This window comes from Catellatospora paridis (assembly GCF_009720365.1).
Classification (GTDB): Bacteria; Actinomycetota; Actinomycetes; order Mycobacteriales; family Micromonosporaceae; genus Catellatospora; species Catellatospora paridis.
The window spans coordinates 141,473-167,929 of the sequence record NZ_ML769322.1 but is presented as its reverse complement, the minus strand read 5'-3'; the positions used below and the strand labels follow the sequence as shown (position 1 = coordinate 167,929).

Genomic DNA, 26,457 nt, shown 5'->3' with positions numbered 1-26,457 from the left:
TCAGTCCGTGGCGAGGGCGGCCGCGATGGCGAGGGTGTGCTGGTATTCCCGCCACCGGGCGATGCGGCCGTCGCGGACGCGCAGCACGCCGATGAACGGCGCGGACGCCCGTGCGCCGGTGGTGGTGATCGTGCCGCCCAGCTCGTACTCCACGACGATGACGTCCGGGTCGGCGGTCCCGTGCGCCGCGGTGATCAGGCACTGGTCGAACCGCACCGGCAGCGCGGCCCGTCCGGCCTCGGCGAACGCCACGAACGCGGCCCGGCCCTCGACGCGGTCGGGGTGGCCGGGCGCCGCGAACGGCATCTGCACGACGACGTCCTCGGTGAACAGGTCCGGGTCGAGGGTGGGCTGGTCGGACAGGAACCACTGCTGCCGCAGTCGGGCGAACGCTTCGTGGGGCGTGGACATCGGACACCTCCGGCTAAGATGAGCGGCGACTCGACTTCGTACGATAATGAGTGGCGACTCACTTTTTCAAGGGGGAGGGCCGTGCCGTCCGACGACAAGCCGCTGCGCGCCGACGCGCTGCGCAACCGCGTCCGCATCCTGGAGGCCGCCGAGCAGGTGTTCTCCGAGCGCGGACCGGCCGCGTCCACCGAGGAGGTCGCCAACCGGGCCGGGGTCGCCATCGGCACCGTCTTCCGGCACTTCCCGACCAAGGGCGACCTGCTCCGCGAGATCATGAAAAGCCTGCTGGCACGGCTGGTCTCCGATGTGGAGACGCTGCAGCGGGACAGCCCGCCGGGCGCGGCCCTGTTCGCCTTCTTCACCGCCCTGGTCGCCCAGGCGGCACGCCAGAAGACCGTGCTCGACCTGCTCGCCCAGGCGGGCACCGAGTTGAGCATCCCCGATGCGGTCGGCATGCTCGAACGCTCCGTCGACGGGCTGCTGCACTCGGCGCAGGACGCGGGCACGGTCCGCCGCGACGTCCGCCTGCCCGAGGTGATGGCGCTGCTCAGCGCAGTGTGCCAGGGCGCGGTCACGGGCGGCTGGGACGAGCGGCTGCAGACCCGTACGCTCGCCGTGGTCTTCGCCGGGCTGGCTCCGTGACGGAGCTGCCTGGTACGAAGGCGGCATGAGCATCCGCCGGGACCATTACCACGACCCTGACGCGCCGACGGCCGCCCGCATCGTGCCCGGCGGGGTCGCCGTCATCGTCGACGAGCAGGCACGGGTGCTGCTGCAGCGGCGCGCCGACTCTGGCAACTGGTCGCTGCCCGGCGGCACCATGGAGATCGGCGAGACCCTGGAGCAGTGCGTGGTGCGCGAGGTGCGCGAGGAGACCGGCCTCGACATCGAGATCACCGGCCTGGTCGGCGTCTACACCGACCCCGGGCACGTCATCGCGTACGGCGACGGCGAGGTGCGCCAGCAGTTCAGCCTCGTGTTCCGCGCCCGGGTCGTCGGCGGCGTCCTGGCGCTCAGCGACGAGTCCACCGACCTGCGCTACGTCGACCCGGCCGAGTTCGACGCGATGCCGATTCACGAGTCGACCCGTCTGCGGCTGCGTCACCACCTGGACCGCCGCCCGACCCCCTACCTGGGGTGAGGCCATGCCACGCGATGACACGCTCGTCGGCGAGGTGACGGCGCTGGCCGGCTGCGTCGGCGTGCCGGTGCCGGCCGACCTGCGCGACGAACACCAGCGCTGGCCGCTATACCAGCAGGCGATGTGCCGCCCCGAGTGCCACGGGCAGCTGATGGCCACGACCGCGGCCGACCCTGTCCTGGTGATGTCGGTCGTGGTGCAGATGCTCGCGATCGATCGCGAGCGCCGGGACCGCTGGGTGGCGCTGGCGCGCGACGACAAGGACCGCGCGTACGCCTCCCGCCGCGCGGCGGAGCACGCGATCCTCGAAGTGCGCGGCGACGTGCCCGGCCTCGGCCCCGAACTGCTGGCGACCTGGAGCGACTGGTTGCAGCGCGGTCTGTCCGAAGGCTCGACGATGCCCGCGGTGCTGGACCTGCTGGCGCGGCACGGCCGCACGAGGCGGATCCGGAACACGGCGTCGAGCAGGAGCGGCGCGGCACCGGTGCGGGTGAGCAGGTTCCGGCAGACGGTGGTCACCAGGTGCGTGGAACACCTCGGGACGGCGTACCGCAGTCCGGTGGCGCCGAATCGTTCGTTCGTGACCGCGGCGGTGGACCGCCTGCCCTATCGCGATCTGTGTCACGAGCTCGCGGCGCTCGGCCGGGTCGCCGACGACACCGACGTCAACTGCGACGTGTCGTTCACGCTGGTGCTGCACGGTCCCGAGCCGCTGATGGTCAGGCTGTCCATGGTCGGCCCGTACGCCGTGGTGCTGCACGTCGGGGATGCGCTCGCGTCGGGGCGGCTGCTGCTGCCGCGGCGACGCGGGAACAGCGAGACCGCCCAGCACGTGCTGCACCTGCTCTCCCGGCACGGGCTGATCCTGCTCGACGAGGGCGAGTTGGCCACCCGGGTGCCGCTGGCGCTGACCGGACCCGGCACCGACGCCACGCTGTACGCGGCCCTCTTCGAACCCGAGGCCGACCTGCCTTGGCTCCGTTAGTGCCGCAGGCCGTCCCGGGTCGGGCCGCGTTGCGGCACCCGGGTGCCGCGGGGATCAGGCGAACGTGACGCCGTCGATGTCGATCGTGACGAGTTCGATGTCGCGCGCCACTGCGCCGTCCTTGCCCAGCGGGTGCACGCGCCGCCTGGTGGGGACCATGATCCCGTCGAACTCGCGGTGGTCGGAGCAGTAGTGTGCGGCCGGCCCGGCGTTGATGACCTCGGCCGTGTAGTCGTGTCGGCGGAGCAGCCCGTCCTGGTCGTAGTAGAACGTCTGCTCGCGGCAGTGGGTGGCGATGTGCTCGGGGAAGGTGACCTTGAGGCGGTGCCAGGTATGCCCGTCCTCGGTCACCGGGGTCAGTTCCTCGGTCTGGAAGTCCGGCGTGACGAACGAGAACGGGGCCGTCAGGTACGTCCACATGGCATAGCCGGCGAAGTAGGCGACGTGCAGGTCGTCCCAGGGGGTGTGCAGGGTGTGCCCGGCGAAGGCGGCGCGGGGGTGGAGGCGTTCGGCCTTCACATCGCCGGTGTCGCTCTCCACGGCCACGCGCTGCGCCGTGAACGAGGTGTGCAGGTCGGGCGCGGTGAAGGGGCGGTGGCCGGCGTGCTGCCGGTGCAGGTCGACCCGCACGTCGGCCTCGTTGAAGATCCCCTCCTGGCCCTTGATCGCCCACAGTGCTCCGCCCGAGCGGAAGTGGGCCGTGGCCGAGCGGAACTGCCGGTAGCGGTCCAGGCCGCCGTGGGCGTTGATGGCGAATTCCGTCAGGTCGTGCACGGTGCTGCCTCCGTTGTCAGGTGAGCCGGCCCGGCTGTCAGGGTCGACAGCGCAAATATGACCGGTCGTCTTAGCGGGGGCAACGAGGGCTGGATCACGGTGGGCAAGCCTTGACGCTGGCGAGACGACCGGTCATATTGAGCACGGAGGTGCTGCTCATGGGCAGGAAGAGCATGCGCGAGGAGATCGTCACGGCTGCGCTCGATCAGTTCCATCGTCGCGGCTACCACGCCGCGGCGGTCAAGGACATCACCGATGCCGCCGGGGTGCCGAAGGGGTCTTTCTACAACCACTTCGACAGCAAAGAGGATCTTGCCGTCGTGGCGCTCGAGCGGTACGGCGCGGGCCGCCGGCTCGAAGACCTGGCCGACCCCGGCACGCCGCCGCTCGACCGGCTCCGGGCGCACTTCGAGTTCCTGCGCGATGACGTCGTCCGGCACGGCTACCGGCGCGGCTGCCTCTACGGCAACTTCGGCGCCGAGATAGTCGACCACATGGACACTGTCCGCGACGCCGTACGCGGCAGTTTCGAGACATGGGCGGCCCTCATCGAGGCGACCCTGAGCGAGGCCCAGCGGACCGGGACGATCCGCGCCGGCCTCGATCCCGCCATGACCGCCGGCTTTCTCCTCAACGCGTGGGAGGGCACCCTTATCCGGGCGCGCACCGACCGTTCACCCGCCGCGTTCGAGGCCTTCCTCACCACTGTGTTCGACACCCTGCTCGCCCCGGCCTGAACCCGGACCGGTGTCACCCGGTACGCGGCTTCGGCGGGCACAGAGCGTCGCCGGCCGGGCCGCCGCAGGGGCGCAGCCGGATCTCGGTGATCGCGTGCCGGTCCACCGACGTCACCTGTGCGGTCCAGCCGTCCAGGTGCACGATCTCACCCGGCCGGGTCGGCACGTGCCCGAGCATCGCTATGACCAGCCCCGCGATGGTGATGTAGTCGCCGCCGGGCCGCTCGTCCAGGTTCACCCCGATGTCGGACAGGTCGTGGATCGGGAACGTGCCGGGCAGCAGCATGTCGCCGTCGTCGCCCTGCTGCACCGCCTTCACGTCGCGGTCGGTCTCGTCGTAGATCTCGCCGACGACCTCCTCCAGCAGGTCCTCCAGCGTCACGATGCCGTCGACCGCGCCGTGCTCGTCGACGACCAGCGCGAACTGCTGGTGCTCGACCTTGAACCGGCGCAGCGCGTCCGCGGCGTGCAGGGAGTCGGGCAGCAGCAGGGCCGGGCGGGCGAGGTCGGCCAGGCCGGCCGCGTCGTCGGCCAGCAGGTCGCGCAGGTGCACGACGCCGAGGGTGTCGTCCAGGTTGCGGCGGCGCACCACGGGCGCGCGCGAGAATCCGGAGCCCGCGAGTTCCTTGCGGGCCACCTCCACCGGCAGGTCGGCGTCGAGGGTGAACACGTTGCGGCGGGGGATCAGCACCTCACGCAGGACCCGTTCGGTGATCTCCACGGCGCCGGCGATGATCAGGCGCTGCTCGGCGGTGAAGCCGCGGTGCACGCTGACCATGTCGCGCACCTCGGCGGGGGTGATCTCGTCGCCGCGGTGCCGGTGCGGGTCGCCGCCCATGAGGCGTACGCCCAGGTCGGTGGCTTTGCTCAGCACCCAGACGAACGGCCGCGAGATGCTCGCGAGCACGGTCAGCGGGCGGCCCGCGACGCGGGCCCACCGCTCGGCGTGCTGCATCGCGACGCGTTTGGGCGCCAGTTCGCCGAAGACCAGGGTGAGGAACGTCAGCAGCAGGGTCACCACGATGACGGCGACCGGCCGCGCGGCGCGGCCGAGGAAGCCCAGCGCGGGTTGGAGCACCTCGGCCAGTGCGATGGCGGCGGTCGCCGAGGCCAGGAACCCGGCCAGGGTGATGCCGATCTGGATGGTGGCCAGGAACCGGTTCGGGTCCCGGGCGAGCGCCGCGGCGGCCGCGGCGCCGCCGCCCTGCTGCTCCATCCGGCGCAGCTGGCCCTCACGCAGCGAGACCAGCGCCATCTCGCTGCCGGCGAACAGCGCGTTCAACACGATCAGTACGGCTACCAGAACGAGTTGGATCCAGTGGTCGCCCACCATCGATCACCTGAGGCCCGCCTGGAGTGCCGGCCGGTACGCGCAGGCCGGGCATCGGCCCGGCCCGGTATCACAGCCTTCCATTCGGTCAACGGTAGCAGCAGGTCACGGCCCTGGGGCCGGGTCTGCGGGACCGGGTCAGCGGCCGCCGCGGGGCTGGTTGCCCTTCTTCAGGCGCATCACGCCGGACTGGCCCACCGACAGCTGGGTCCGGGTGGCCTTCTCTCGCGCCGCCATGGCGCGCTGGCGGGACTGCTCCTGTGCGTGCTCGGAAGCCCAGGCGGCGTGCTCGCCGGGCGCGTGGTCGTGCTCGGCGTGCGGCGTTCCGGGCTGGTCCTGCTCGACACGCGGCTTGTCCTGGTGCGGGTGCCGGCGGGACTGGTTGTTCTTGGGCATCGCTCCTCCTCGACGGATCACTTCCACGCTAGGAGCGCGGGCGGCGGGCCGCAGGCGGTTGGCGAATCAGCACTCGATCAGGCGGGACGCAGCAGGTCGGGAAGGGCGTCGAGGCTGTCGACGATGGTGGCGTGGCGGGCCGCCTCGGGCTTCTCGGAGCCGAGGTAGCCCCACGGGCCGCGGCGGACCAGCACGGGTTTCATGCCGGCGCGGGTGGACGGCAGCACGTCGTTGTCGACCCGGTCGCCGACGTAGCAGATCGCCGCCGGGGCGAGGTCGGCGACTTCGGCGACCTTGGTGAAGAAGCTCGGGTGGGGCTTCTCGATGCCCCACTCGGCCGAGGTGTAGATCGCGTCCACGGGCAGGTCCATGCGCTCCAGGGCGGACTTGGCCTGCGGCGGCTGGTTGCCCGCGATGATCACGGTGAGGCCGCGGCGGCGCAGCTCGGCGAAGGCCGGGCGCACGTCGGGGTAGAGGTCGACCTCGTCGAAGTTCTCGCGCAGCCCGTCGGGCTCGTCGGTGGCCCAGGCGGCCATCTCGGCGTCGACGTCGAGGCCGGGGCGCAGCAGCGCGAACGCGTCGCCGTGCGGGCGGTCCATCGCGGCCATGCCGCCGAGCAGCCCGAGCATCGCGAAGCGGGGCACGCCGAGGCGGTCGGCCCAGCGGCTCCAGATGCGGGTCTCGTCGATCAGCGTCTCGCCCACGTCGAACACCACGGCCTTGATCATTTGACCAGGATATCGGGCGCGAGGGCGCATACCCCGCACGGGTGCGGCGCGGGTGCCGCCGGTCACCGGCCGCCAACGGCTGGTGCGCCGACCCGGGGACGCCGAGCCGTCTAAGCCGCCAGGTTCGGGCGGCCGGCGTCCCCGGGTCGGCGCGAGGTGTCCGTGGAGCCGGCCCCTCCCCCGAGTGGCCCGGCTCCACGGCGTCTCAGCGCCGCCCGGCCAGGGCGGTCAGGGAGCGGGCCGCCGTGGCGGCCGCGGTGTTCACGAGCGTGTCGAGCAGCTCCCGGTATGACATGCCGGCGGCCTGCCAGATACGCGGGTACTGCGATGCGGCGGTGAACCCCGGGAACGTGTTGACCTCGTTCAGGACCGGCTCGCCGCCGTCGGCCGGCAGGAAGAAGTCGACGCGCAGCAGGCCGCGGCATTCGAGGGCGGCGAACGCCTGCAGGGCCCGGCACTGCAGCAGCGCGGTGACCCACGGGTCGAGCCGCGCCGGGATGTCGAAGATCACTTCACCGGCGGTGTACTTGGCGTCGTAGTCGAAGAAGCCGTGCCCGTCCGCGACCCGGATCTCCAGCGGCGGCCCGGCCTGCAGCGAGCCGTCCGGGTGCTCCAGCACCGCCACGTCGACCTCGCGCCCGACGACCCCGGCCTCGACGAGGACCTTGCCGTCGCACTCACGGGCGGCGGCCAGCGCCGCGGGCAGCTGTGCCCAGTCGTCGACACGGGTGACGCCGATGCTGGACCCGGCGCGTGCGGGCTTGACGAAGACGGGCAGGCCGAGGCGTTCGCGGTCGGCCGGGCTGACGTCGTCCTGGCCGGGGCGCAGCACGACGCCGTCGGCCACCCGCAGCCCGTCGGCGGCCAGGATCTTCTTGGTGAACTCCTTGTCCATGCCGGTGGCGCTGGCCAGCACGCCGCTGCCGACGTACGGCACACCGGCCAGCTCCAGCAGCGACTGCACCGTGCCGTCCTCGCCGTAGGGGCCGTGCAGCGCGGGGAAGACCACGTCGGCGCGGCCCAGCGTGCGCAGCGCGTCGCCCATGCTCACCGGGATGCCGTCGACGTGCCAGGCGCCGTCGCGGCCGATGACGACCTCGGTGATGTCGTACCGGGCGCGGTCCAGGTGGGCCAGGATGCTGCGGGCGCTCTTGCACGAGACGTCGTGCTCCCCGCTGCGCCCCCCATAAATGACGGCCAGCTTCATCGACGCTTCCTTCCATGGTGCAGGAAAGGAAGGGCGCCTTCTACACGGACGTCCGCTGTGAAGGCGCCCTTCCCATCGTGGCGGCGGGGCACGCGGGTGCCGATGCCGGTGAGGATCTCGTGGGGGTTGGTGCCAGCCCAGGCCGCCCAGTCGGCGGCGGTGGGTTCGCCGGAGTCGCCGGGGCCGAGGACGGTGACGGGGTCGCCGATGCGTACGTCCAGCTCGCCGGCGTCGACGACGCACTGGTCCATGGCGACGCGGCCGATGATCGACAGTCGCCGCCCCCCGAGCAGGACCTGTGCGTGGCCGTCGACCCCGCGCGGGATGCCGTCGGCGAAGCCGAGCGGGATCAGGGCGAGGGTGGTGGGGCGGGTCGTGACGTGGGTGTGTTGGTAGGAGACCCCGGTTCCGGCGGGCACCCGCTTGGCCATGATCACCTGGGTACGCAGGGTGAGCGCCGGACGCAGCCCGAAGGCGCGACCGGGCACGGGCTCGACGCCGTACACCGCGATGCCGGCGCGGACCAGGTCGAAGTGGGTGTGCGGGGCGGTGAAGGCGGCGGCCGAGTTCGCCAGGTGCAGCAGCTCCGGGTCCAGCCCGGCGTCTCGGGCGTACGCCACCGCTTCGGTGAACGCGGCCGTCTGCGCGGTCACGCCGTAGGGCGAGGAGTCGGCGGTGGCCAGGTGCGACCACACGCCCCGCACGGCGAGCACGCCCTCGCGCTCGTACTTGCGGGCCCAGGCGACCAGCTCCGGCCAGTCCTCGGCGGTGGCGCCGTGCCGCGACATGCCAGTGTCGATCTTGAGGTGGACCTGGGCCGTGCGCCCGGCGCCGCGGGCCGCGGCGGCGACCGCGTCGAGCAGCTCCGGGGCGGCCACGGAGACGTCCACCTCGGCGGCGGCCAGTGCGGCGAAGTCGGTGCCGGGGCCGTGCAGCCAGCTCAGCACCGGCGCGGTGAGCCCGGCGGAGCGCAACTGCAGCGCCTCGGCGGCGCTGGTGACCCCGAGCCAGGTCGCGCCGCCGGCCAGCGCGGCCCGGGCCACCGGCACCGCGCCGTGGCCGAACCCGTCCGCCTTCACCACGGCCATCACCGCGGCGGTCGTGGCCCCGGCGATCCGCTCGACGTTGCCCGCGATCGCCGCGAGGTCGACTACCGCCTCCGCCAGCTCTCCAGTCACGTTCGGTAGCCAACAACAGGGCATGTGAGGGTGCCGAGAGGGATTTCACTAACGCTGCGCTAACAACGCCCGTGCATACTTGCGATCGGTCGGTCGAGGAGGTGGCGGGGTGCGGGTCCTGGTCGTGGAGGACGAGGAGCTGATGGCCGAGGCCATCGCCGAGGGGCTGCGGCAGGAGGCGATCGCCGTCGACGTCGCCTACGACGGGGCTGCGGCGCTGGAGAAGCTCGCCGTCAACGCGTACGACGTCATGGTCTTGGATCGGGACCTGCCGCGGGTGCACGGGGACGAGGTGTGCCGGCAGGTCGTGGCGCAGGGCCTGGACGTGCGGGTGTTGATGCTCACGGTGTCGGTGACGGTGGCCGAGCGGGTCGCCGGGCTCAGCCTCGGCGCCGACGACTACCTGCCCAAGCCGTTCGCGTTCGCCGAGCTGGTGGCCCGGGTGCGGGCGCTGGGCCGCCGGGCCCGCCCGGCCACGCCGCCGGTGCTGGAGCGGGCCGGGATCCGGCTCGACCCGCACCACCGCGAGACGTACCGCGACGGGCGATATGTCAGCCTGTCCCGCCGCGAGTTCGCGGTGCTGGAGGAGCTGCTGCGGGCCGAGGGCGCGGTGGTGTCGGCGGAGACGCTGCTGGAGAAGGTCTGGGACGAGCACATGGACCCGTTCACCACCATCGTCCGGGTCACCATCAGCGGCCTGCGCCGCAAGCTGGGCGACCCGCAGCCGATCGAGACGGTCACCGCCGTCGGCTACCGGATCCGCTGATGGGCGAGTGGCGCGGCAACCTGCGGGTACGCCTGACCGTGGTGTTCAGCCTCGTGTTCGCCCTGGCGGGCGGGTCGGTGCTGGCCGGCATGCTGATCATGGTCAACAACGCCATGGAGTACAGCATGAGGATCGTGTTCGCCGACCAGTACTCGCGTTTCAAACCCGGCGATTACCAGAGCACCGAGCAGGCCTTGACCTCGCTGGAGGCGTCCAAACAGACGATCATGGACTCGATGCAGGCCAACCTGCTGTTCAAGGGCGGCCTGACGCTGCTGGCGATGTGGGTGGTGGCCACCGCGGCGGGCTGGTTCGTGGCCGGGCGGCTGCTGCGCCCGCTCAGCATGATCACCGCGACCGCGCACCGGATCGCCGGACGCACCCTGCACAAGCGCATCGACCTGGACGCCCCGCCCGGCGAGGTGAAGAGCCTCGCGGACTCGTTCGACAGCATGCTCGACCGCCTCGACGAGGCCTTCGCCGGCCAGGGCCGGTTCATCGCCAACGCGGCCCACGAGCTGAAGACCCCGATCGCGCTGAACCGCACCCTGGTCGAGGTCGCGATGAGCCGCGCCGACAGCCCGCCGCAGGTGCACCAGCTCGGGCAGAACCTGCTCGCGGTCAACCAGCGCCACGAGCGGCTCATCGACGCCCTGCTCACGCTCGCCCGCGCCGAGGACGCGGTGACCGAGCGCCGCCTGGTCGACGTCGCGGAGCTGGCGAACATCGCCGCCGACACCACCGAGGGCCTGGCCCGGCGGCTGGGCGTGCAGATCGGCCGCGAGCTGACGCCCGCGCCGGTGACGGGTGACCCGATCCTGCTGGAGCAGATGATCCGCAACCTGATCGACAATGCGACCCGGTACAACGTCGAGGGCGGCTGGGTGCGCGTGCAGACCGTCGCCCGGCCCCGCCACGCCGAGATCGTGGTGAGCAACACGGGGGCGGTGATCTCGTCGTACGAGGTGCCGACGCTGTTCGAGCCGTTCCGGCGGCTCACCGACCGGGTCGGCTCGTCGCGCGGCAGCGGCCTCGGGCTGTCCATCGTGCGCGCGGTCGCCCAGGCCCATCGCGGCGACGCCGTCGCCGTGCCCCGCCCCGGCGGCGGCCTGGTCGTGCGCGTGATCCTGCCCCGCTCCGCCCACCCCTTGGCCGAGCCAGTGATCATCGCCCCGGCCCACCCCGAAAACCACGAGCCCGCCCACCCCTGAGGCTGCGCTGACCGGCCGGGCTGGGCCCGGGGGCGGTGGGCAGGGTTAGAGCAGGCCGAGGCCGAGGGTGAGGGTGCCGGCGGCAAGGGATGCGCCGCCGAGAGGGACGAGCCAGATGAGTTTGTTGGGCTTGGTGTCGGCGGGGCGGACGACGGACAGGAAGAAGCCCAGCGACATGACGATCGGCGGGGCCACCAGCAATGCCCGGACCAGGGTTTGCGTGCTCGCGCTGTAGCCGGTCTCGTCGAGGTAGGGCAGCGCGACCAGCGCGAAGATCACCAGGACGCCGGCGTGTGCGTGCCCGGCGGTCCAGAGTGCCCGGCGGACCGGGTTGTCGAGGTAGCCGGGGATGCGCTTGACGATGCTCATCAGCAGCGACAGCCCGCCGAAGACGATGGTCGACACGGTGACGAGCAGGATCCCCGCGGTGAAAAGGGTGGCGTTGGACATGGCGACCTTCCTGGATAGCGGATAGTTTCACTATCCAGGAAGCCCGCACGCCCGTCAATCGACTACCGGTCCTGCTCGGTTGCCCACCCGGCTAGATCGTCCGACTTGCCGGGCACCTGTGCGTATCTTGAGGCGACATTCGCCCAGGTGCCTGGCAAGTCGGTGGATCATGGGCCGCGCCGCGCTGCGCCCCGTCTCGGCGGGGGCGGGGCGCGGGGGAGAGGTCAGCGGCCGCCGGAGACTTTGAGGGTCGCGCCGGTGGTGTACGACGCCTCGTCGCTCAGCAGCCAGACGATGGCGTTTGCGACCTCCTCGGGCTGCCCCGAGCGGCCCAGCGGGGCGGCCGGACCGAGCCGGTCCGCGCGGCCGGGCTCGCCGCTGCCGGCGTGGAATCCGGTGTGGATGACGCCGGGGGAGACCGTGTTGACCCGGATCCCGGCGGGGCCGAGCTCCTTGGACAGGCCCACGGTCAGCGTCTCGACGGCCGCCTTCGACGCGGCGTAGTGCACGTACTCGCCGGGGCTGCCCAGGGTCGCGGCGGCCGAGGAGACGTTGACGATCGCGCCGCCGGGGCCCATCCGGCGGGCCGCCTGCTGGGCGCAGAGGAACGCGCCGACGACGTTGACCTCGACCACGCGGCGCAGGTCGGCTTCGGACAGCTCGGTGAACGGCCCGATGGCGCTGCTCACCGCGGCGTTGTTGACCAGTCCGGTGGGCGTGCCGAGCTCGGCCTGCGTACGGTCGAACAGCTCGCGCACCTGCGTGCCGTCGGACACGTCGACCCGCACCGCGACCGCCTTCCGTCCGGCCGCCACGACCTTTGTGACGACCTCCGCCGCCGCGTCGGCGTCGCCGCGGTAGCCGACGACGACGTCATGTCCCGCCGCGGCGAGCTTTACGCAGGTGGCGGCGCCTATGCCGCGGCTCCCGCCGGTCACGATGATGATCCCCATCGCTCCATTAGAGCAACCGCGGTGCGGCCGTGACAGACCGCGACAATGTCACCGCCGACACACCCGGTGCGCGGATCGGGTGGGTGCTGCGAAGATGTCCCCACTTTCTGCATGGTGTCAGTGCCGGTGTTGTCGGTGGGCTCTGATAGAACATGCGTATCAAACATGTGTTCGGCGAGGGTGTGGGAGCGCGGTTATGGCACTGTCGACTCAGGAGTTGACGCAGATCCAGGAGACGCTTGCGACCGGCAAGCGGCCCAGGGTCATGTTCACCGAGGCGGCCGGCCAGATCGCGGGCCAGCTGGGACAGGTCGTGCAGCTCGACGACCCGGCCACCCACGATGAGTGGATCATGGTGAAGTTCGGCAGCGACGTGCTGCCGTTCGCGCCCGGCGATCTCATCATCGCGCCCAAGGGCGCCACGGGCCGCAAGCCCGCGCCCGAGCCGGTTCCGGAGCCTGTCGCCCCGCCCGAGCCCGAGTTCATGATCATCCGTGAGAAGCCTGTCCGTCAGGAGCGACCCGTGTCCGTAAATCCCGAGGTGTCCGAACAGGAGACGCCCGCCGTGGCGCCCGCCCCGCGCAGGCCCGCCGCCGGCAAGGGCCCCAAGGTCAAGCCGCCGGCCGGGTTGACCGTGACGCTGGCGTACACCGAGGGCGAGTGGACGGTCGGCGCGGTCCAGGGCACCAAGGCGCTCGCCAAGCCGTACATCATCAAGGCGCAGGAGGCGCTGAAGATGGTGTCGATGCTGGACGTGCCGGGTGTGCAGGAGGCCGTGGAGCACATCCTGGCCGCCGAGCGGGCCGAGGCCGAGGCGCACGCGCTGAAGCTGCGTGCCGAGCTGGCCGAGCTCGAGGCCAAGCTCGCCGAGCTGGGCGCGGCAGGCGCCTGAGGTTTCCCGGAAGCGGGGTGGCCGTCACGGCCACCCCGCTTCTTCGTGCGCGTGATCAGCGCACGTCGCGCCCGGCGGGTAGGCCGCCGTGCGGCGGGTGCATCCTGGTGTATGCACCCGTCCCGAGCTGCATACGGATCACAGTGCCGTGCAGGTCACCGTGGTGCCGGCCGGCACGCCGTTGGCCTGGAAACCGAACTCCGTGTAACCGCCCGCGGCCAGCTTGCCGTTGTAGCTCAGGTTGCTCACCTGGACCGTGCCGGTCGTCCCCGTGAACTGCCCGTTCCAGCCGTTGACCAAGGTCGCCCCGGACGGCAGCGCCAGCGCGACGCGCCAGCCGTTGATCCCGCCGCTACCCGCGGTGACCCGCACCGCGGCGACGAACCCGCCGGTCCAGGCGTTGCTCACGGTGAACGCCGCCGTGCAGCCGCCGGTCGCCGGCGGCGAGCCGCTGGGTGAAGGCGACGGTGACGGCGACGCGCTGGGCGACGGCGGCCGGGACGGCGAGGGCGACACCGACGGCGACGCGCTGGGCGACGGCGGTGTCGACGGGCTCGCCGACGGGCTGGTTGTGGTGTTCAGGCCGAAGAAGGCGACCGCCGCGCCGTACTGCACCGGCAGGTTGTGCGGGGTGTTGGCCATGCTGACGGCCTCGACCAGCACCTGCCCGGAGCCGTTGGCGTAGCGGGTGCGGGTCCAGCCCGACTGCGGGGTGTCGGTCGAGGTCGGCGTCTGGCTCAGGCCGTGCACGTTGGTCCACTGCTCGATCGCCTCGCCGAAGTTGACGTACGACAGGACCTCGTCGTTGACGCCGTGCCACAGCTGCATCCGCGGTCGTGCCCCGGTGTAGCCCGGGTAGGCGTTGCGGACCAGGTCGCCCCACTGCTGCGGGGTCTTGACGACCTGCCCCTGGGCGCAGGCGCTGTTCCAGCTCTCCGTCCCGGCGAAGCAGCCGAACGGCACCCCGGCGAAGGCCGAGCCGGCCCGGTAAACGTCCGGGTACGCGCCGAGCAGGACGTTGGTCATCATGCCGCCGGACGAGACGCCGGTGACGTAGGTGCGGGCCGGGTCGGCTTGGTGGGTCTGCTGCACGTACTTCGTCATCGAGACGATGCTCAGTGAGTCGCCGCCGCCGTTGTGCGTGAGCGTGGCGGCCGAAGCGACGTCGAAGCAGCCGTCGCCGCGGGTCACCGACGGGTAGACCACGATGAAGCCGTACTGGTCGGCGAGCCGGGCGTAGTCGGAGCCGTTGTACATCGCGGGGCCGTCGCCGTGGCACCAGTGCACCGCGACCAGCAGGGCCGGCCGGGGCGCGACGGTGTTCGGGACGTACAGGAACATGCGCAGGCTGCCGGGGTTCGCGCCGAAGCCGGTGACCTCGGTCAGGGTCGCGGCGGCGGCGGGGGAGGCCACGGTGAGGACCACCGCGGCGATGAGGGGTACGACGGCGAGCCACAGGGCGTGCAGGGCTCTGCGTGGGGTCATCGAGCTTGCTCCTTGCCGAGGAGACGCGCACGTCCCGGCCGGATCTGCCGTGGGCCGGGACACGCAGGGGGTCGCTGCCGCCACGCGGGCTCGGCCCGGTGCGCCCTCGGCAGGCGGATGATGCCGTCCACCCGGGTGGACGGTCGTTGCTCCCGATCCGCGAGTGTAGTGGCGGCGATGAATGTCCGTCAGCGCCGCATCGGCGAGCGGCGGCCCCCCTGCGCCGAGCGGTCCGAAGGAAGGGCACCTTCACATCGCCATGCGTTGTAGCAGGTGCCCTTCCTGGCGCTGCACGTCCGTGAGCTGCGCCGCGTCGGCCGTGTTCAGGTTGCGCGGCCGCCGGCGGCGGGCACCGGGGCCGGTTCCTCGGGGATCTGGCTGGTGCCGATCCGCTTGCGGAACACCCAGTAGGTCCAGCCCTGGTAGAGCAGCACGATCGGGGTGAAGACCAGGGCCACCCAAGTCATGATCTTGAGGGTGTACGGCGTGGACGACGCGTTGGTCACGGTCAGGCTGTTGGTGAGCGGGTCCACCGTCGACGGCAGCACGAACGGGTAGAGGTCGGCGAACAGCGACGCCACGGCCAGCGCGATCGCCGCGGCGGTGCCCGCGAACGCCCAGCCCTCGCGGCGGCCCTGCGGGTCGGTGCGGGACGGCATCCGGTTCGCGATCAGGCCGCCGACCAGGCACAGGGCGGCGAGCACGGCCAGCACGACGGCGGCCGGGGTGGCGCGCCGCAGCAGGGTCACGCCGAGGAACAGCACCGCGGCGATCGCGGCGCACACGCCCAGGCGTTCGGCCAGCAGGTTGGCCCGGTGCCGGATGTCGCCGGTGGTCTTCAGCGCCACGAAGATCGCGCCGTGGGTCAGGAACAGCGCGACCATGGTCAGGCCACCGAGCAGGGCGTACAGGTTGAGCAGGGTGAACAGGCTGCCGGTGTAGTCGTGGCCGGCGTCCAGCGGCACGCCGCGCACGATGTTGGCGAAGGCGACGCCCCACAGGAACGCCGGCACCACGGAGCCGAACACGATGCACCAGTCCCAGCGGCGCTTCCACGACGCCGCGGGACGCTTGCCGCGATACTCGAACGCGACCCCGCGCAGGATCAGCGCCAGCAGGATCAGCAGCAGCGGCAGGTAGAAGCCGGAGAACAGGGACGCGTACCACTCGGGGAAGGCGGCGAACATCGCCCCGCCCGCGGTGATCAGCCAGACCTCGTTGCCGTCCCAGACCGGGCCGATGGTGTTGATCAGCACGCGGCGTTCGCGGTCGTCGCGGCCGAGCACGGGCAGCAGCATCCCGACGCCGAAGTCGAAGCCCTCCAGCACGAAGTAGCCGATGAACAGCAGCGCGATGAGCAGGAACCACAGCGTCGACAGCTCCACGGCGATCTCCTAGTACGCGAACGCCAGCGGCCGGTCCTCGTCGGACTCGGTGGCCGGTGGCGGGGTGACGTCGGGCAGCCCGGCGCGGGCGAAGTGCAGCAGCAGGCCCACCTCGACGACGGCCAGCGCGCCGTAGAGCAGGGTGTACACGATCATCGAGGTGATCACGTCGCCGGAGGAGGCGGCGGGTGACGCCGCGATCGCGGTCTTCATCTGGCTGAACACGATCCAGGGCTGCCGGCCCATCTCGGTGAAGATCCAGCCGAAGGAGTTCGCGGCCAGCGGCAGCAGCGGCAGCGCGATCATGCCCCACATGAGCAGCCGGGTGCTGGGCTTGTGCGGCGCGGGGGAGCGGCCCTTGCGGATGGACCACAGCGCCCACAGGGCCAGGAGCGCGGCGAGGACGCCCAGTCCGATCATGAGGCGGAACGACCAGTAGGTCACCGGGATGTTGGGTTTGTAGTCGCCGGGGCCGAACCTGGCCGTGTACTCGGCCTGCAGGTCGTTGATCCCCTGCACCCGGCCGTCGAAGGTGCCGGTCGCCAGGAACGACAGCACCCGGGGCACGTCCAGCGACCAGACGGGCCGGCTGCCGTCGAGCGTGCCGATGGTGAACAGGGAGAACGGGGCGGGCTGCTCGGTGCTGTAGAGGGCCTCGGCGGCGGCCATCTTCATCGGCTGCACCTCGGTCATGATCTTGCCTTGGATGTCCCCGGTGATGAACAGCAGCGCCATCGCCACCAGCGACGTCCACGAGCCGAGCTTCACCGCGCTGCGGAACGCCTCCGTGTCGCGCCCGGGACGGCGCACCAGGTGCCACATGGCGACCGCGGCCATCAGGGCGCCCGCGGTCAGGAACGCGCCCGTGACCGTATGCGGGAGGGTGATCACGGCGACCTTGTTGGTCAGCACCGCCCCGAAGTCGGTCAGCTCGGCCCGGCCGCGTTCCGGATTGATCCGGAAGCCGACCGGGTTCTGCATCCAGGAGTTCGCGGCCAGGATGAAGTACGCACTGAGCACCGTGCCGACCGCGACGATCCAGATGCAGGCCAGGTGGATCTTCTTGGGCAGCTTGTCCCAGCCGAAGATCCACAGGCCGAGGAACGTCGACTCCAGGAAGAACGCGAGCAGCGCCTCCAGGGCCAGTGGCGCGCCGAAGATGTCGCCGACGAAGCGCGAGTACTCGCTCCAGTTCATGCCGAACTGGAACTCCTGCACTAGGCCCGTCACCACGCCCATCGCGAAGTTGATCAGCAGCAGCTTGCCGTAGAACTTCGTCAGTTTGAGCCACTTCTCGTTCCCGGTGCGCGACCAGGCCGTCTGCAGCCCCGCGACGAGGAACGACAGGCCGATCGTGATCGGGACGAACAGGAAGTGGTACACGGTGGTGATGCCGAACTGCCAGCGGGCCAGTTCCGTCGCGTCCATGCCGTGGACCCCCCACTTGCCGGATCGATCCCTTTTTGCCGACCATACGCACAGCTCGGCGGCCCGGTGGGCGACTTCGGGGACCCTGCGTCGAACAAGTGCCCGGGCCCGTGACGGCGCATGGCAGGATCGTGCACCGTGAGCCCCTCGACGAGCTGGTCCCCGCCCCCGCTGCTGCGTTTCGCGATGCTGCTCGCCGAGGGCGTGGTGCGGCTGCTGACCCGCCTGGAGGTCACCGGGGACATCCCCGCGGGGCTGCGCGGCCGCCCGCTGATCCTCGCGGCCAACCACATCAGCCCCTTCGACCCGATCGCGGTCGCGGCGGCGTTCCGCAGGCTGGGCGTGTACCCGCGGATCATGGCGAACGCGGGCCTCTTCCGCACCCCGGTGATCGGGCCGCTGATGCGCTGGCAGGGCCACATCCAGGTGGACCGCGGCGAACCGACCGCCGGCAACGCCGTCACCGACAGCGTCACCGCGCTGAACGGCGGCGCGCCGCTGATGATCTACCCGGAGGGCCGGATCGGTCTCGACCCGGCCATGTGGCCCGAGCGTGGCCGCACCGGCGTCGGCCGTCTCGTGCTGGCCACCGGCGCGCCCGTCGTGCCGATCGCGATCTGGGGCAGCCACGAGGTCATCCCGTACGCCGCGCCCACCGGGATGTGGCCGATGATCTGGCGCTCGGTGCGGCGCCGCCCGCGGGTGCGCGTGCACGTCGGCCCACCGGTCGACCTGTCCGGCATCGACGCAGCGCGGCCGGGCGCGGCGCAGCGCATCGCCGACCGCATCATCGACGCGATCACCGTCGAGTTGGCCCCGCTGCGCGCCGACGAACCCGACACCCCGCGCTTCACCGACCCTTCCCGGCCCACCGAGACCCGGCGCGCCCGGCCGCGCAGCGCGCGCTGACCGAGGTCAGGCCGGTGACGGCCGTCGCGGGCTACCCCCGGCGCGAGCGGTAGGCGGCCACCAGTTCACGGGTGGTGGCCAGGCCCAGCTCCTGGCGTAGGTCGGCGATGCGCCGGTTGGCCGTACGCAGCGACAGGTACTCCGCGGCGGCCGCCGCGGCTATCGTCGCGCCGTCAGCCAGCCGGTCCAGCAGTGCACGCTGGACCGGGGACAGCTGTCGCAGCCAGTCCACAGGGTCGTCGTCGGCCACCTGAGCACCCCTTCAAAGCATCAACTCCGCTAGTGGCTCGTCCCTGCGATCCGTCTGGACGGCGGATCGCCGAGGACTTCCCACCAGCGGCCCCGGAGAGATCGATTTGTTTCGACGCGGTGGTGCGGACATTCTCACCGATGTCGCCCGTTGTTGGCGAGCGGTCAGTACGCGGGCCATCCATCCGCACCCGGCAGTGGCAAGCTTTCCCAGATGGAGACGCCGCAGGGTCACCCCCATCCGTATCTCGCCGCGCCGCCGCTCGCCTTCGCCCATCGGGGTGGCGCGGCGGAAGGCGACGAGAACACCGCCGACGCCTTCGACCGGGCGGTGAAGGCCGGCTACCGGTACGTCGAGACCGATGTGCACGCCACCCGCGACGGGATCGCGGTGGTGCTGCACGACGCGAACCTGCGCCGGGTCGCCGGTGACCCGCAGGCGGTCGCCACCATGACCTGGGCGGACCTGAAGACGGTGCGCGTCGGCGGGGCCGCCGCCGTGCCGCGGCTGGACGAGGTGCTCGACGCCTGGCCGGAGATCCGGTTCAACATCGACATCAAGGCCGACGCGGCCGTCGCGCCGACCGTGACCGCGGTGCACGAGCGGGCCACCCCGGATCAGGTGCTGCTGGCGTCCTTCTCCGACGCGCGGCTGCAGCGGGCGCGGGAGCTCGCCGGTCCGGCGTACGCCACCTCGCTGGCGCAGCGGGAGACGGCGCGGCTGTGGCTGGCCTCGCGGCTGCGGCGGCGCATCGTGCTGCCCCCGTCGGCGGTCGCGGCGCAGGTGCCGATCCGGTTCGGCGCGGTGCGGCTGGTGGATCGCCGGTTCGTGGACCACGCGCACGCGCTCGGGCTCCAGGTGCATGTGTGGACGGTCGACGATCCTGCCGTGATGGAGGGGTTACTTGATCTCGGTGTGGATGGCATCATGACCGATCGCATCGACGTGTTACGGGAAGTTTTCACGCACCGGGGCCTCTGGAAGGACCATGCATGAGCGAGCGCAGCGAGCGAATCGACGGGCTTAGCCATGCCGCCGACGAGCGAAGCGAGGAGAAGGCATGACCGCTGATGTCAGCGCACCCCCCGCGCCTGCCGAAGGGTATGGCGAGAGCACCAAACGTGAGCGGGTCGGCTGGTACTTCTACGACTGGGCCAACTCGGCGTTCTCCACCACGGTCGTCACCGCGTTCCTCGGCCCCTACCTGACCGCCATCGCCGAGAACGGGGCCGACGCCGCGGGCGACGTGCACCTGCTGGGCATGTCGTTCAAGGCGGGCTCGCTGTTCGCGTACACGACGTCCTTGTCGGTGCTGCTGCAGGTGCTGCTGCTGCCGGTGGTCGGCGCGATCGCCGACCGGGCCGCCAGCAAGAAGATCTGGCTCGCGATCTTCGCGTACGCCGGTGCGGCGGCCACCTGCGGCCTGGTGTTCCTCACCGGCGACCGCTACCAGCTCGGCGCGGGGCTGTTCCTCGTGGCGAACCTGGCGTTCGGTGCCAGCATCGTGGTCTACAACTCGTTCCTGCCGCAGATCGCCGACGAGAACGAGCGCGACGGGGTGTCCAGCCGCGGCTGGGCCTTCGGCTACCTCGGCGGCGGCCTGCTGCTGCTGCTCAACGTGATCGTGGTGCTGATCGGCGGCGACGAGAACCAGGGCGAGATCGCCCGCTGGTCGCTGGTGTCGGCAGGTCTGTGGTGGGCGGGCTTCACCACGCTGCCGCTGCTGTGGCTGCGCGACCGCCCGTCGCCGGCGGGCACCGCGCGCGGCTCGGTGCTGATCGACGGGTTCAAGCAGCTCGGGCACACCCTCAAGGAGATGCGGGCGTTCCCGCTGACGCTGTTCTTCCTGGGCGCGTTCCTCATCTACAACGACGGCATCCAGACGGTCATCGCGATGGCGGGCACGTACGGGTCCAAGCAGCTCGGCTTCGACAACACCGTGCTCATGCCGACCATTCTCATGGTGCAGTTCCTGGCGTTCGCGGGCGCGATGCTGCTGGGCCGGCTGGCCAAGACGTTCGGCGCGTGGAAGACCGTGCTCGGCAGCCTCGTCGGCTGGACGGGCATCCTGATCGCGGCGTTCTTCCTGCCGTACGGCCAGGCGGTGCCGTTCGTGATCCTCGGCGGCGCGATCGGCATCGTGCTCGGCGGCAGCCAGGCGCTGAGCCGCTCGCTGTTCAGTCAGCTGATCCCGCGCGGCAAGGAGGGCGAGTACTTCGGCCTCTACGAGATCTCCGACAAGGGCACCAGCTGGCTCGGGCCGCTGCTGTTCGGTCTCGCGTACGACCTGACGGGTTCCTACCGGGTCGCGATCATCTCGCTGATCGTGTTCTTCGTCGCCGGGTTCATCATGCTGATGATGGTGCCGATGGCACGGGCCATCGCCGCCGTCGGCAACACCCCGCCCGAGAAGCTCTGACACGCCCGGCGGCCTGCGAATCGCCGTCATGGATTCCCGATAACGGAGGGGTAGCCACTAGGCTGCCCCTCCGTGACCGCTGCTGACGAACCCACCATCGCCCCGGCGCACTGCCAGTCCGCGGGGGACGGCCGACTGCGCCACGGGGCCGCGCTGAAGTTCTTCTGGGGCCCGATGGACTGCGGCAAGTCGACCCTGGCCCTGCAGATGGATCACAACCACGGCCGCCAGGGCCGCCGCGGGCTCGTGCTGACCCGCAACGACCGGTCGATGGGTCCGCAGGTCACCACCCGGATCGGGCTGGCCCACGCGGCCGTCGAGGTCACCGACGACATGGACCTCATCGCACTGGTGCGCAAGGAGTGGGGCGACGGGGCCCGGATCGACTACCTGATCTGCGACGAGGCGTGCTTCTACACCGTCGAGCAGATCGAGCAGCTGGCCGACCTGGTCGACTCCTACGACGTCGACGTGTACGCCTTCGGCCTGGCCTCCGACTTCCGCTCGTTCCTGTTCCCGGCCGCACAGCGGCTGTTCGAGCTGGCCGACGAGGTGAACCGGCTGCAGGTCGAGGTGCTGTGCTGGTGCGGCCGCGAGGGCCTGCTCAACGCGCGCATCGTCGGTGGCGCAGTGGCCCGTGAGGGCGAGCAGGTCGTCATCGGCGACACCGCTGCCGCCGACCAGTCAGAGGTCCGGTACCAGGTGCTCTGCCGCCGTCACTACCGCTCCGGGGACCTCGGCCGGTAGCCGCCCCACCCGGGGTCTGCGGTGACCCGTGCGGCGGCCATGGCGCCGTTTCGGCCCGCGGCATCCATGGTTCGGTCACTATGGTGACGAAACGGACTTTGTGAGGTGACGCGGGATGGCCCAGCGCGAGCCGGCGGACGACGAGACGACCGGCGACGCCCAGGCGGAGCAGCGTGGCCGCACCGAGCGCGACGCGTACCGGATGAAGGTGCAGGAACTGCGCGCGCTGCTGCGGGAGAAGGGCGTGCCGGGGACCTCGCAGATGCACAAGGACGAGCTGGTCCGCGAACTGGTCAAGACCATGCACTCCGACCAGCGGGCGCGCCCCATCGCGAAGGTCGCCACCGGCAAGAAGAGCGTGGTGCCGCCCGACGACCAGGCGCCCAGCTCGCGGGTGCCGAAGCCGCCGCGCCCGGCCAAGCGCGTGCCCGCCGCGGCCCACCCGTCGCCGCCGCCCTTCGACCCCGGCGACGTGATCGACGTGCTGCTGGTCCAGCACCAGCAGCTCGGCGACCTGTTCGACGAGCTGGAGGCCGCGCGCGGCGCGCGCCGCCGGGACCTGTTCGCCGAGCTGGTACGCCTGCTGGCCGTGCACGAGAGCATCGAGCAGCTGCTGGTGCATCCGCTGGCGCGGGCGCGGCTGTCCGACGGCGACGCCGTGGTGGACGCCCGCACCGAGGAGGAGGACCAGGCCGAGCAGGACCTGCTGGAGCTGTACGAGCTGGGGTTGGCGCACGACGACTTCGCGGACAAGCTGGCCAACCTGCGGGACGCCGTGATCGAGCACGGCGAGCTGGAGGAGGAAGAGGAGTTCGACGCCCTGCGCGGGCAGGTGCCCGCCGAGGAGCTGCGCCGCCTGGCCGCGATCGCGATGGCCGCCACCGAGGCGGTCACCTCCGCCGACGACACCGCCGCGCCGGACGAGATCTTCGCCCTCGCCCGCGAGTCCTTCCCCGAGCCCTGACCCTCGACGCGGGCGATCACTGTGCGCGGTGTGCTGGTCGCGCACGCAGAGTAATACATCGGTATCTATTGACTTCGGATCCGTCCACAGTAAAGTCTGTTTCTTGAGAGCGCTCTCACGCCCTGATCCGTCCTACCCCTGAAGGACTCGACGTGAGACTCACTGCGCTGACCAGCGCGGCGGTGCTCGCCGTGGCGCTGATCGCCCCCGCACCCGCCTACGCCGCCCCCACCCCCGACCCCGCCCTCGGCATGCAGCAGGCGCTGCAACGTGACCTGGGCCTGACCGCCGACCAGGCCCGCGTCCGACAGGCACACGAGGCCGCCGCGCCCGTCGTCGAGCGCGACGTGCGCGCCCGCCTCGGCAGCCGGTTCGCCGGAGCCTGGTACTCGCCCGACGACGGCCGCCTCAAGGTCGGCGTCCTCGACGAGGTCGCCGCCGCCCAGGCCCGTGCCGCGGGCGCGCTGCCCGTCCGGGTCGACCGCAGCGAGCGGCAGCTCGACGCCGTCAAGGCCAGGCTCGACGGCAAAGCCGCCGCGGCCCCGCGACGTGCACGGCTGGTATGTCGACGTCGCCGCCAACACCGTCACCGTGAGCGCGGCGACCCCGGCCGCCGCGGGCCGGTTCATCCGGGATGAGAGGACGGTGCGCTGCCGTGTACCCGAGCTGTGGATCTGCGGCGCGGGTCAGTGCGTCGCCGCGGGGACTCCCGCCCCGTCCAGCAGTTCGTGCAGCGTGGCCGCGTCGAGTGCGGGATTCGCCGCGGCGTGGCGCGCCAGGCCGGTCCCGAGCAGCTTGCGCAGGCGGTCGGCGGGCAGGCGGGGATGAGCGGCCGCGGCCGAGCGAACCCGGCCGTCCGGATCGGAGACGAACCGGTCGACCAGGTCCGGTGGCACCTCGGGGTCGAGCAACGCCAGCAGCCGTAGTGCCGGGTCCGGGTCGCGAGCGAAGCGGACCAGGTCGGTGACCGGGAAGCCGGGGCGGGTCGTCAGGTGCAGCCGGTCCGGCCCGTCGTAATCCAGGTAGCTGCGCAGGAGCAGCGCGGGCGGTGGGGCCGGGTGGCGGAGCGCGAGCCGGACGCGTACGCCCTGATCCGGGTCCTCGGCCAGCCGGACGGCGACGGCCTGCGGTAGCCGGGTGTCGCTCGCGGCGCGGCGGCGCAGCAGCAGATTCACTGAGTAGGCGTGGGCGATGCTGACCGCGAGTTCCGGTATCAGCCCCGGCTTGATCCGGTTGAACGAATCCTGCGGCCAGCGGTCGACCGCGATCGCCGCCCGCTGGGTCTCGCTGAGCCCGGGATGCGTCGACACCGAGATCCGCACCGACTTGTCCTCATCGACGGTGAGGCGTTTCAGCTGATCGGCGGTCAGATCGTCACGGTCGGCGGCGGTGCAGCGGACGCCTGTGTCCGGATGGGACATCAGCGTCTCCACCACGTCCGGTGGCAGGTGGGGGTTGTACGCCAGGAATTGGAGATCGCGCTCGTCGCCGTGGGCGATCAGATGGTCCAGCAGCGCCCGCGAAAGGCGCCGGCTCTGCAGCAGTTGCCAGTGATAGTGGCCGCGATACGGCGGCAGGTCGGCGGGTTCCATCACCTGTGCGTAATAGGCGATCGTGTCGGCGGTGGCCGCGCGTACCTGCGGGTCAGGATCGCGCTGGAGGGCGAGCCACCGCTCGTCTGACAAGGCACGCCGGTATCCGCACGCCGCAGCACGGATCACGGGCAGCGGATGGGTCGCCGCGACCTCGCAGGCCTGCCGTCCGAAGAGCGTGAATGTCAGCTCGTCCAGCAGCTCCCCGGGGGACAGCAGCGGGTGAGGGGTGCCGAGCAGCCGCCGGATGACGTCGTCTGGCAGGGGCCGCGGGCTGGTCCCGGCGGGCCACTGCCGTGGATCGCGGATGATGGCGACGGCGGTCATCGGATCCGGGTGGTCGATGAGACGCGCTCGCTGCCCCGGGCCGAGGTGGGGGTTGTGGGCGATGCGCTTGCGCACGTGGCGGTCCGGGTGGGCCAGGACGGCGTCGAGGAGCTCTTCAGGCAGGTCGCGTTCTGTGCACAGGATGTCCCAGCATGCCTGTGCCTCGGCGGCCAGCAGGCGCAACAGCACGTCGACAGGCGCCCCGGGGTTGGCCGCCACCCCGCACAGGATCTCGTCGTGCACCCGGCTCCCTCCCCGCTGATCTCAGCGGGCAAGTGTCGCACCCAGGTCCTGTCTCCGCTGTCCCCATGACGTGGCGGACCCCGCGCGGGGCGGGTAAAGGCCGGACGGGGTGTCGCGCGTAGTCCATGCGAGAGTTCCCTTCCCCGGCCACAGGTGGTGTCGATGGACGATTTCGGCGAGTTCTACGCGGCGCGCAAGGACGCCGTCTACCGGGCGCTCCTGGTCGCCACTCGCGGGCAACCCGGTGCCGAAGACGCCGTCGCGGAGGCGTTCACCAGGGCGTACGCCCGCTGGGAGACGGTGGGAGCGCATCCCAACCCGACGGCGTGGGTGCTACGCACCGCGCTGAACGAGCAGCGGACCTGGTGGCGACGGCTGCGCCGGGAACTGCTCGGCGACCCACCCGACGTCGGCGGCGTCGCCGACCGCGACCCGGGCGGGCTCGACGCACGGCTGCGCGTGCTGGTCATGGCGCTGCCCACCCGGCAGCGCCAGGTGGTAGCGCTGCGACTGCTGGCGGACCTGTCGGCGGAGGAGACGGGGCGGACGTTGCGCATCGGCGCGGCCACCGTGCACGTCCACCTGCACCGCGCGCTCGCGACCCTGCGCGCCCAACTCGCCGTCGCGGTCGGCGACGGTTCGCTCGTCGGGGAGGAGCTGTGATGACGGAGTTGGACGACGAGCGTCTCGCGGACCTGGTCCGCGCGGCGCACCGGGACACGCACCTTGCCGTGCCGCTGGCGCGGATCATCGGGGCCCGTCCGCGGCTGCGGCCGGCCGCGGTGTTGGCGCTGGCCGTGGGGGTGCTGGTCGGGGTGGTCATGCTCGGCGCGGCCTTCCTGCTGCTGGCCGCGCCACGGTCGCACGAGGAACCCGCGGTGCCGCCGCCCTCGGCGTCGGTGCAGGGCAAACCGCCCCGGCCCACCAGCAGCGCGACGACGGCGCAGGGGCGTTGCACGGACTACGCCGCCGGCGAGCTGTCCCAGGCGGGGCTGACGGAGCTGCCGCCGCTGCGCTTCGAGGTGGAGCCGGTGCCGGGGCGGCTGCGGCTGCTGATGTACGCCGACGACAGCGGCAGCACCGCGTGCTGGCTGGGTTCGGAGCAGCACGCGGTGCAGATCGGCCTCTCCGATCTGACCACCACGATGCGGCCGTCGCACCCGCCGGGCCGGTTGAGCAACGCCTCGTCGGCGTTCGGGTCCGAGCCCGCGGCGGCGTACACCTTCGGGCGCGCGCCGGCGGGCGTCACCCGGGTGGAGGTCCACTTTCCCGGCGGCGTGGTGCGCGAGGCGCAGGTCGACGGCGAGTGGTATCTGCTGACGGGCGCGGCCCAGGAGTCCTACGACTTCTCCGAGATCACGAAGATCGTCGCGAGCACGCCGGACGGCCCGAAGGAGCTGCCGATACAGCACGGCTGACGGCGCAACGTGACAGGTGGGGCGTGGCCACGGCCGCGCCCCACCGGTCTGTCGAGGTGAGCGCGCGTCCGGCCTGGTGCCGCCGTGACACACTGTCGCCCCGCGGACAGTTCATGTTTCGCGTTCACCCC

29 protein-coding genes are annotated in these 26,457 nt (G+C 71.7%); 16 read left to right on the top strand and 13 right to left on the bottom strand.

The features are described from left to right. Window positions 1-411, bottom strand: coding sequence for a nuclear transport factor 2 family protein (locus tag F9C41_RS25665; protein ID WP_155389396.1), 411 nt, complete (start codon window positions 409-411; stop codon window positions 1-3). Between the two features lie 81 nt (window positions 412-492). Here F9C41_RS25665 and F9C41_RS25660 point away from each other — a divergent pair, with 81 nt between their 5' ends. The 3 genes from F9C41_RS25660 to F9C41_RS25650 are packed head-to-tail and all read left to right on the top strand — an operon-like array spanning window position 493 to window position 2,537. Beyond that, entirely contained in the window at window positions 493-1,053 is a 561-nt protein-coding gene (locus F9C41_RS25660) for a TetR/AcrR family transcriptional regulator (protein WP_230690012.1), read from the top strand. 25 nt (window positions 1,054-1,078) lie between these two features. Continuing rightward, window positions 1,079-1,552: an NUDIX domain-containing protein gene (locus F9C41_RS25655; RefSeq protein ID WP_155389394.1), complete on the top strand. Its 474-nt coding sequence runs from the start codon at window positions 1,079-1,081 to the stop codon at window positions 1,550-1,552. Window positions 1,553-1,556: 4 nt separating this feature from the next. Next, window positions 1,557-2,537 carry a hypothetical protein gene (locus tag F9C41_RS25650; RefSeq protein WP_155389393.1) on the top strand — a complete coding sequence of 327 codons (981 nt, stop codon included), beginning with the start codon at window positions 1,557-1,559 and terminating at the stop codon, window positions 2,535-2,537. 54 nt (window positions 2,538-2,591) lie between these two features. On the opposite strand, the gene F9C41_RS25645 is transcribed toward F9C41_RS25650, so the two are convergent. Next, window positions 2,592-3,311 carry a hypothetical protein gene (locus F9C41_RS25645; RefSeq protein WP_155389392.1) on the bottom strand — a complete coding sequence of 240 codons (720 nt, stop codon included), beginning with the start codon at window positions 3,309-3,311 and terminating at the stop codon, window positions 2,592-2,594. A gap of 173 nt (window positions 3,312-3,484) precedes the next feature. Between F9C41_RS25645 and F9C41_RS25640 the strand changes: the two genes are divergently transcribed. Beyond that, on the top strand, window positions 3,485-4,048 hold the full coding sequence (locus F9C41_RS25640) for a TetR/AcrR family transcriptional regulator (protein ID WP_196279943.1): 564 nt from the start codon (window positions 3,485-3,487) through the stop codon (window positions 4,046-4,048). A 13-nt stretch (window positions 4,049-4,061) separates the two neighbouring features. Here F9C41_RS25640 and F9C41_RS25635 read toward each other — a convergent pair whose 3' ends face one another. From F9C41_RS25635 to alr, 5 genes are all read right to left on the bottom strand, one after another. Beyond that, window positions 4,062-5,378, bottom strand: coding sequence for a hemolysin family protein (locus tag F9C41_RS25635; RefSeq protein ID WP_155389482.1), 1,317 nt, complete (start codon window positions 5,376-5,378; stop codon window positions 4,062-4,064). 138 nt (window positions 5,379-5,516) lie between these two features. Then, on the bottom strand, window positions 5,517-5,774 hold the full coding sequence (locus F9C41_RS25630; RefSeq protein WP_155389390.1) for a hypothetical protein: 258 nt from the start codon (window positions 5,772-5,774) through the stop codon (window positions 5,517-5,519). A 77-nt stretch (window positions 5,775-5,851) separates the two neighbouring features. Continuing rightward, the gene (locus F9C41_RS25625) at window positions 5,852-6,502 is read right to left on the bottom strand and encodes an HAD family hydrolase (RefSeq protein ID WP_155389389.1); all 651 of its coding nucleotides are present in this window, start codon (window positions 6,500-6,502) and stop codon (window positions 5,852-5,854) included. Window positions 6,503-6,707: 205 nt separating this feature from the next. Next, window positions 6,708-7,709 (bottom strand): D-alanine--D-alanine ligase family protein, encoded by a 1,002-nt coding sequence (locus F9C41_RS25620; RefSeq protein WP_155389388.1) that lies wholly within the window; start codon window positions 7,707-7,709, stop codon window positions 6,708-6,710. Then, the gene (alr, locus tag F9C41_RS25615) at window positions 7,706-8,887 is read right to left on the bottom strand and encodes an alanine racemase (RefSeq protein ID WP_230690011.1); all 1,182 of its coding nucleotides are present in this window, start codon (window positions 8,885-8,887) and stop codon (window positions 7,706-7,708) included. Before alr ends, F9C41_RS25620 begins: the two co-directional genes overlap by 4 nt. Before the next feature lie 109 nt (window positions 8,888-8,996). Here alr and F9C41_RS25610 point away from each other — a divergent pair, with 109 nt between their 5' ends. Beyond that, a complete protein-coding gene (locus tag F9C41_RS25610) occupies window positions 8,997-9,653 on the top strand; it encodes a response regulator transcription factor (RefSeq protein WP_120315420.1) in 657 nt (218 codons plus the stop codon). Next, complete coding sequence (locus F9C41_RS25605) at window positions 9,653-10,864, top strand: sensor histidine kinase (RefSeq protein WP_155389387.1); 1,212 nt, start codon at window positions 9,653-9,655, stop codon at window positions 10,862-10,864. Before F9C41_RS25610 ends, F9C41_RS25605 begins: the two co-directional genes overlap by 1 nt. Window positions 10,865-10,909: 45 nt before the next feature. Here the strand turns inward: F9C41_RS25605 and F9C41_RS25600 are convergent, their stop codons facing one another. Continuing rightward, window positions 10,910-11,314, bottom strand: coding sequence for a hypothetical protein (locus F9C41_RS25600; RefSeq protein ID WP_155389386.1), 405 nt, complete (start codon window positions 11,312-11,314; stop codon window positions 10,910-10,912). 224 nt (window positions 11,315-11,538) lie between these two features. After that, window positions 11,539-12,267 (bottom strand): SDR family oxidoreductase, encoded by a 729-nt coding sequence (locus F9C41_RS25595; RefSeq protein ID WP_155389385.1) that lies wholly within the window; start codon window positions 12,265-12,267, stop codon window positions 11,539-11,541. Between the two features lie 196 nt (window positions 12,268-12,463). On the opposite strand from F9C41_RS25595, the gene F9C41_RS25590 reads away from it, so the two are divergent. Further along, window positions 12,464-13,159, top strand: a complete 696-nt coding sequence (locus F9C41_RS25590) for a hypothetical protein (RefSeq protein ID WP_155389384.1) — start codon at window positions 12,464-12,466, stop codon at window positions 13,157-13,159. 138 nt (window positions 13,160-13,297) lie between these two features. Here F9C41_RS25590 and F9C41_RS25585 read toward each other — a convergent pair whose 3' ends face one another. From F9C41_RS25585 to F9C41_RS25575, 3 genes are all read right to left on the bottom strand, one after another. Next, window positions 13,298-14,644 carry an extracellular catalytic domain type 1 short-chain-length polyhydroxyalkanoate depolymerase gene (locus F9C41_RS25585; protein ID WP_155389383.1) on the bottom strand — a complete coding sequence of 449 codons (1,347 nt, stop codon included), beginning with the start codon at window positions 14,642-14,644 and terminating at the stop codon, window positions 13,298-13,300. A 323-nt stretch (window positions 14,645-14,967) separates the two neighbouring features. Continuing rightward, the gene (cydB, locus tag F9C41_RS25580) at window positions 14,968-16,029 is read right to left on the bottom strand and encodes a cytochrome d ubiquinol oxidase subunit II (protein WP_155389382.1); all 1,062 of its coding nucleotides are present in this window, start codon (window positions 16,027-16,029) and stop codon (window positions 14,968-14,970) included. Between the two features lie 9 nt (window positions 16,030-16,038). Further along, the gene (locus F9C41_RS25575; protein ID WP_155389381.1) at window positions 16,039-17,457 is read right to left on the bottom strand and encodes a cytochrome ubiquinol oxidase subunit I; all 1,419 of its coding nucleotides are present in this window, start codon (window positions 17,455-17,457) and stop codon (window positions 16,039-16,041) included. A 120-nt stretch (window positions 17,458-17,577) separates the two neighbouring features. Between F9C41_RS25575 and F9C41_RS25570 the strand changes: the two genes are divergently transcribed. Next, window positions 17,578-18,366: a lysophospholipid acyltransferase family protein gene (locus tag F9C41_RS25570; RefSeq protein ID WP_407924734.1), complete on the top strand. Its 789-nt coding sequence runs from the start codon at window positions 17,578-17,580 to the stop codon at window positions 18,364-18,366. 31 nt (window positions 18,367-18,397) lie between these two features. Here the strand turns inward: F9C41_RS25570 and F9C41_RS25565 are convergent, their stop codons facing one another. Further along, entirely contained in the window at window positions 18,398-18,616 is a 219-nt protein-coding gene (locus F9C41_RS25565) for a hypothetical protein (RefSeq protein ID WP_230686784.1), read from the bottom strand. Between the two features lie 213 nt (window positions 18,617-18,829). Here F9C41_RS25565 and F9C41_RS25560 point away from each other — a divergent pair, with 213 nt between their 5' ends. From F9C41_RS25560 to F9C41_RS25530, 8 genes are all read left to right on the top strand, one after another. Continuing rightward, window positions 18,830-19,612 carry a glycerophosphodiester phosphodiesterase gene (locus tag F9C41_RS25560; RefSeq protein WP_155389380.1) on the top strand — a complete coding sequence of 261 codons (783 nt, stop codon included), beginning with the start codon at window positions 18,830-18,832 and terminating at the stop codon, window positions 19,610-19,612. 64 nt (window positions 19,613-19,676) lie between these two features. Continuing rightward, complete coding sequence (locus tag F9C41_RS25555) at window positions 19,677-21,035, top strand: MFS transporter (protein WP_155389379.1); 1,359 nt, start codon at window positions 19,677-19,679, stop codon at window positions 21,033-21,035. A 72-nt stretch (window positions 21,036-21,107) separates the two neighbouring features. Then, entirely contained in the window at window positions 21,108-21,782 is a 675-nt protein-coding gene (locus F9C41_RS25550; RefSeq protein ID WP_155389378.1) for a thymidine kinase, read from the top strand. A 115-nt stretch (window positions 21,783-21,897) separates the two neighbouring features. Further along, window positions 21,898-22,746 carry a hemerythrin domain-containing protein gene (locus F9C41_RS25545; protein ID WP_155389377.1) on the top strand — a complete coding sequence of 283 codons (849 nt, stop codon included), beginning with the start codon at window positions 21,898-21,900 and terminating at the stop codon, window positions 22,744-22,746. A gap of 152 nt (window positions 22,747-22,898) precedes the next feature. Beyond that, a complete protein-coding gene (locus tag F9C41_RS40820) occupies window positions 22,899-23,384 on the top strand; it encodes a hypothetical protein (protein ID WP_196279940.1) in 486 nt (161 codons plus the stop codon). After that, window positions 23,296-23,574, top strand: coding sequence for a S1 family peptidase (locus F9C41_RS42220; RefSeq protein ID WP_196279939.1), 279 nt, complete (start codon window positions 23,296-23,298; stop codon window positions 23,572-23,574). The genes F9C41_RS40820 and F9C41_RS42220 overlap by 89 nt, the downstream gene beginning before the upstream one ends. A gap of 1,496 nt (window positions 23,575-25,070) precedes the next feature. Beyond that, entirely contained in the window at window positions 25,071-25,571 is a 501-nt protein-coding gene (locus tag F9C41_RS25535) for a sigma factor-like helix-turn-helix DNA-binding protein (protein WP_155389375.1), read from the top strand. Continuing rightward, on the top strand, window positions 25,571-26,326 hold the full coding sequence (locus tag F9C41_RS25530) for a hypothetical protein (RefSeq protein WP_155389374.1): 756 nt from the start codon (window positions 25,571-25,573) through the stop codon (window positions 26,324-26,326). The genes F9C41_RS25535 and F9C41_RS25530 overlap by 1 nt, the downstream gene beginning before the upstream one ends. The last annotated feature ends 131 nt before the right edge of the window (window positions 26,327-26,457 follow it).

Bases quoted from the DNA above. Each gene is read 5' to 3' on its own strand.
- F9C41_RS25665 (WP_155389396.1), bottom strand. From the start codon at position 411: ATGTCCACGCCCCACGAAGCGTTCGCCCGACTGCGGCAGCAGTGGTTC.
- F9C41_RS25655 (WP_155389394.1), top strand. From the start codon at position 1,079: ATGAGCATCCGCCGGGACCATTACCACGACCCTGACGCGCCGACGGCC.
- F9C41_RS25650 (WP_155389393.1), top strand. From the start codon at position 1,557: ATGCCACGCGATGACACGCTCGTCGGCGAGGTGACGGCGCTGGCCGGC.
- F9C41_RS25640 (WP_196279943.1), top strand. From the start codon at position 3,485: ATGCGCGAGGAGATCGTCACGGCTGCGCTCGATCAGTTCCATCGTCGC.
- F9C41_RS25630 (WP_155389390.1), bottom strand. From the start codon at position 5,774: ATGCCCAAGAACAACCAGTCCCGCCGGCACCCGCACCAGGACAAGCCG.
- F9C41_RS25625 (WP_155389389.1), bottom strand. From the start codon at position 6,502: ATGATCAAGGCCGTGGTGTTCGACGTGGGCGAGACGCTGATCGACGAG.
- F9C41_RS25620 (WP_155389388.1), bottom strand. From the start codon at position 7,709: ATGAAGCTGGCCGTCATTTATGGGGGGCGCAGCGGGGAGCACGACGTC.
- F9C41_RS25605 (WP_155389387.1), top strand. From the start codon at position 9,653: ATGGGCGAGTGGCGCGGCAACCTGCGGGTACGCCTGACCGTGGTGTTC.
- F9C41_RS25600 (WP_155389386.1), bottom strand. From the start codon at position 11,314: ATGTCCAACGCCACCCTTTTCACCGCGGGGATCCTGCTCGTCACCGTG.
- F9C41_RS25595 (WP_155389385.1), bottom strand. From the start codon at position 12,267: ATGGGGATCATCATCGTGACCGGCGGGAGCCGCGGCATAGGCGCCGCC.
- F9C41_RS25590 (WP_155389384.1), top strand. From the start codon at position 12,464: ATGGCACTGTCGACTCAGGAGTTGACGCAGATCCAGGAGACGCTTGCG.
- F9C41_RS25585 (WP_155389383.1), bottom strand. From the start codon at position 14,644: ATGACCCCACGCAGAGCCCTGCACGCCCTGTGGCTCGCCGTCGTACCC.
- F9C41_RS25575 (WP_155389381.1), bottom strand. From the start codon at position 17,457: ATGGACGCGACGGAACTGGCCCGCTGGCAGTTCGGCATCACCACCGTG.
- F9C41_RS25570 (WP_407924734.1), top strand. From the start codon at position 17,578: ATGGCAGGATCGTGCACCGTGAGCCCCTCGACGAGCTGGTCCCCGCCC.
- F9C41_RS25560 (WP_155389380.1), top strand. From the start codon at position 18,830: ATGGAGACGCCGCAGGGTCACCCCCATCCGTATCTCGCCGCGCCGCCG.
- F9C41_RS25555 (WP_155389379.1), top strand. From the start codon at position 19,677: ATGACCGCTGATGTCAGCGCACCCCCCGCGCCTGCCGAAGGGTATGGC.
- F9C41_RS25545 (WP_155389377.1), top strand. From the start codon at position 21,898: ATGGCCCAGCGCGAGCCGGCGGACGACGAGACGACCGGCGACGCCCAG.
- F9C41_RS25535 (WP_155389375.1), top strand. From the start codon at position 25,071: ATGGACGATTTCGGCGAGTTCTACGCGGCGCGCAAGGACGCCGTCTAC.
- F9C41_RS25530 (WP_155389374.1), top strand. From the start codon at position 25,571: ATGACGGAGTTGGACGACGAGCGTCTCGCGGACCTGGTCCGCGCGGCG.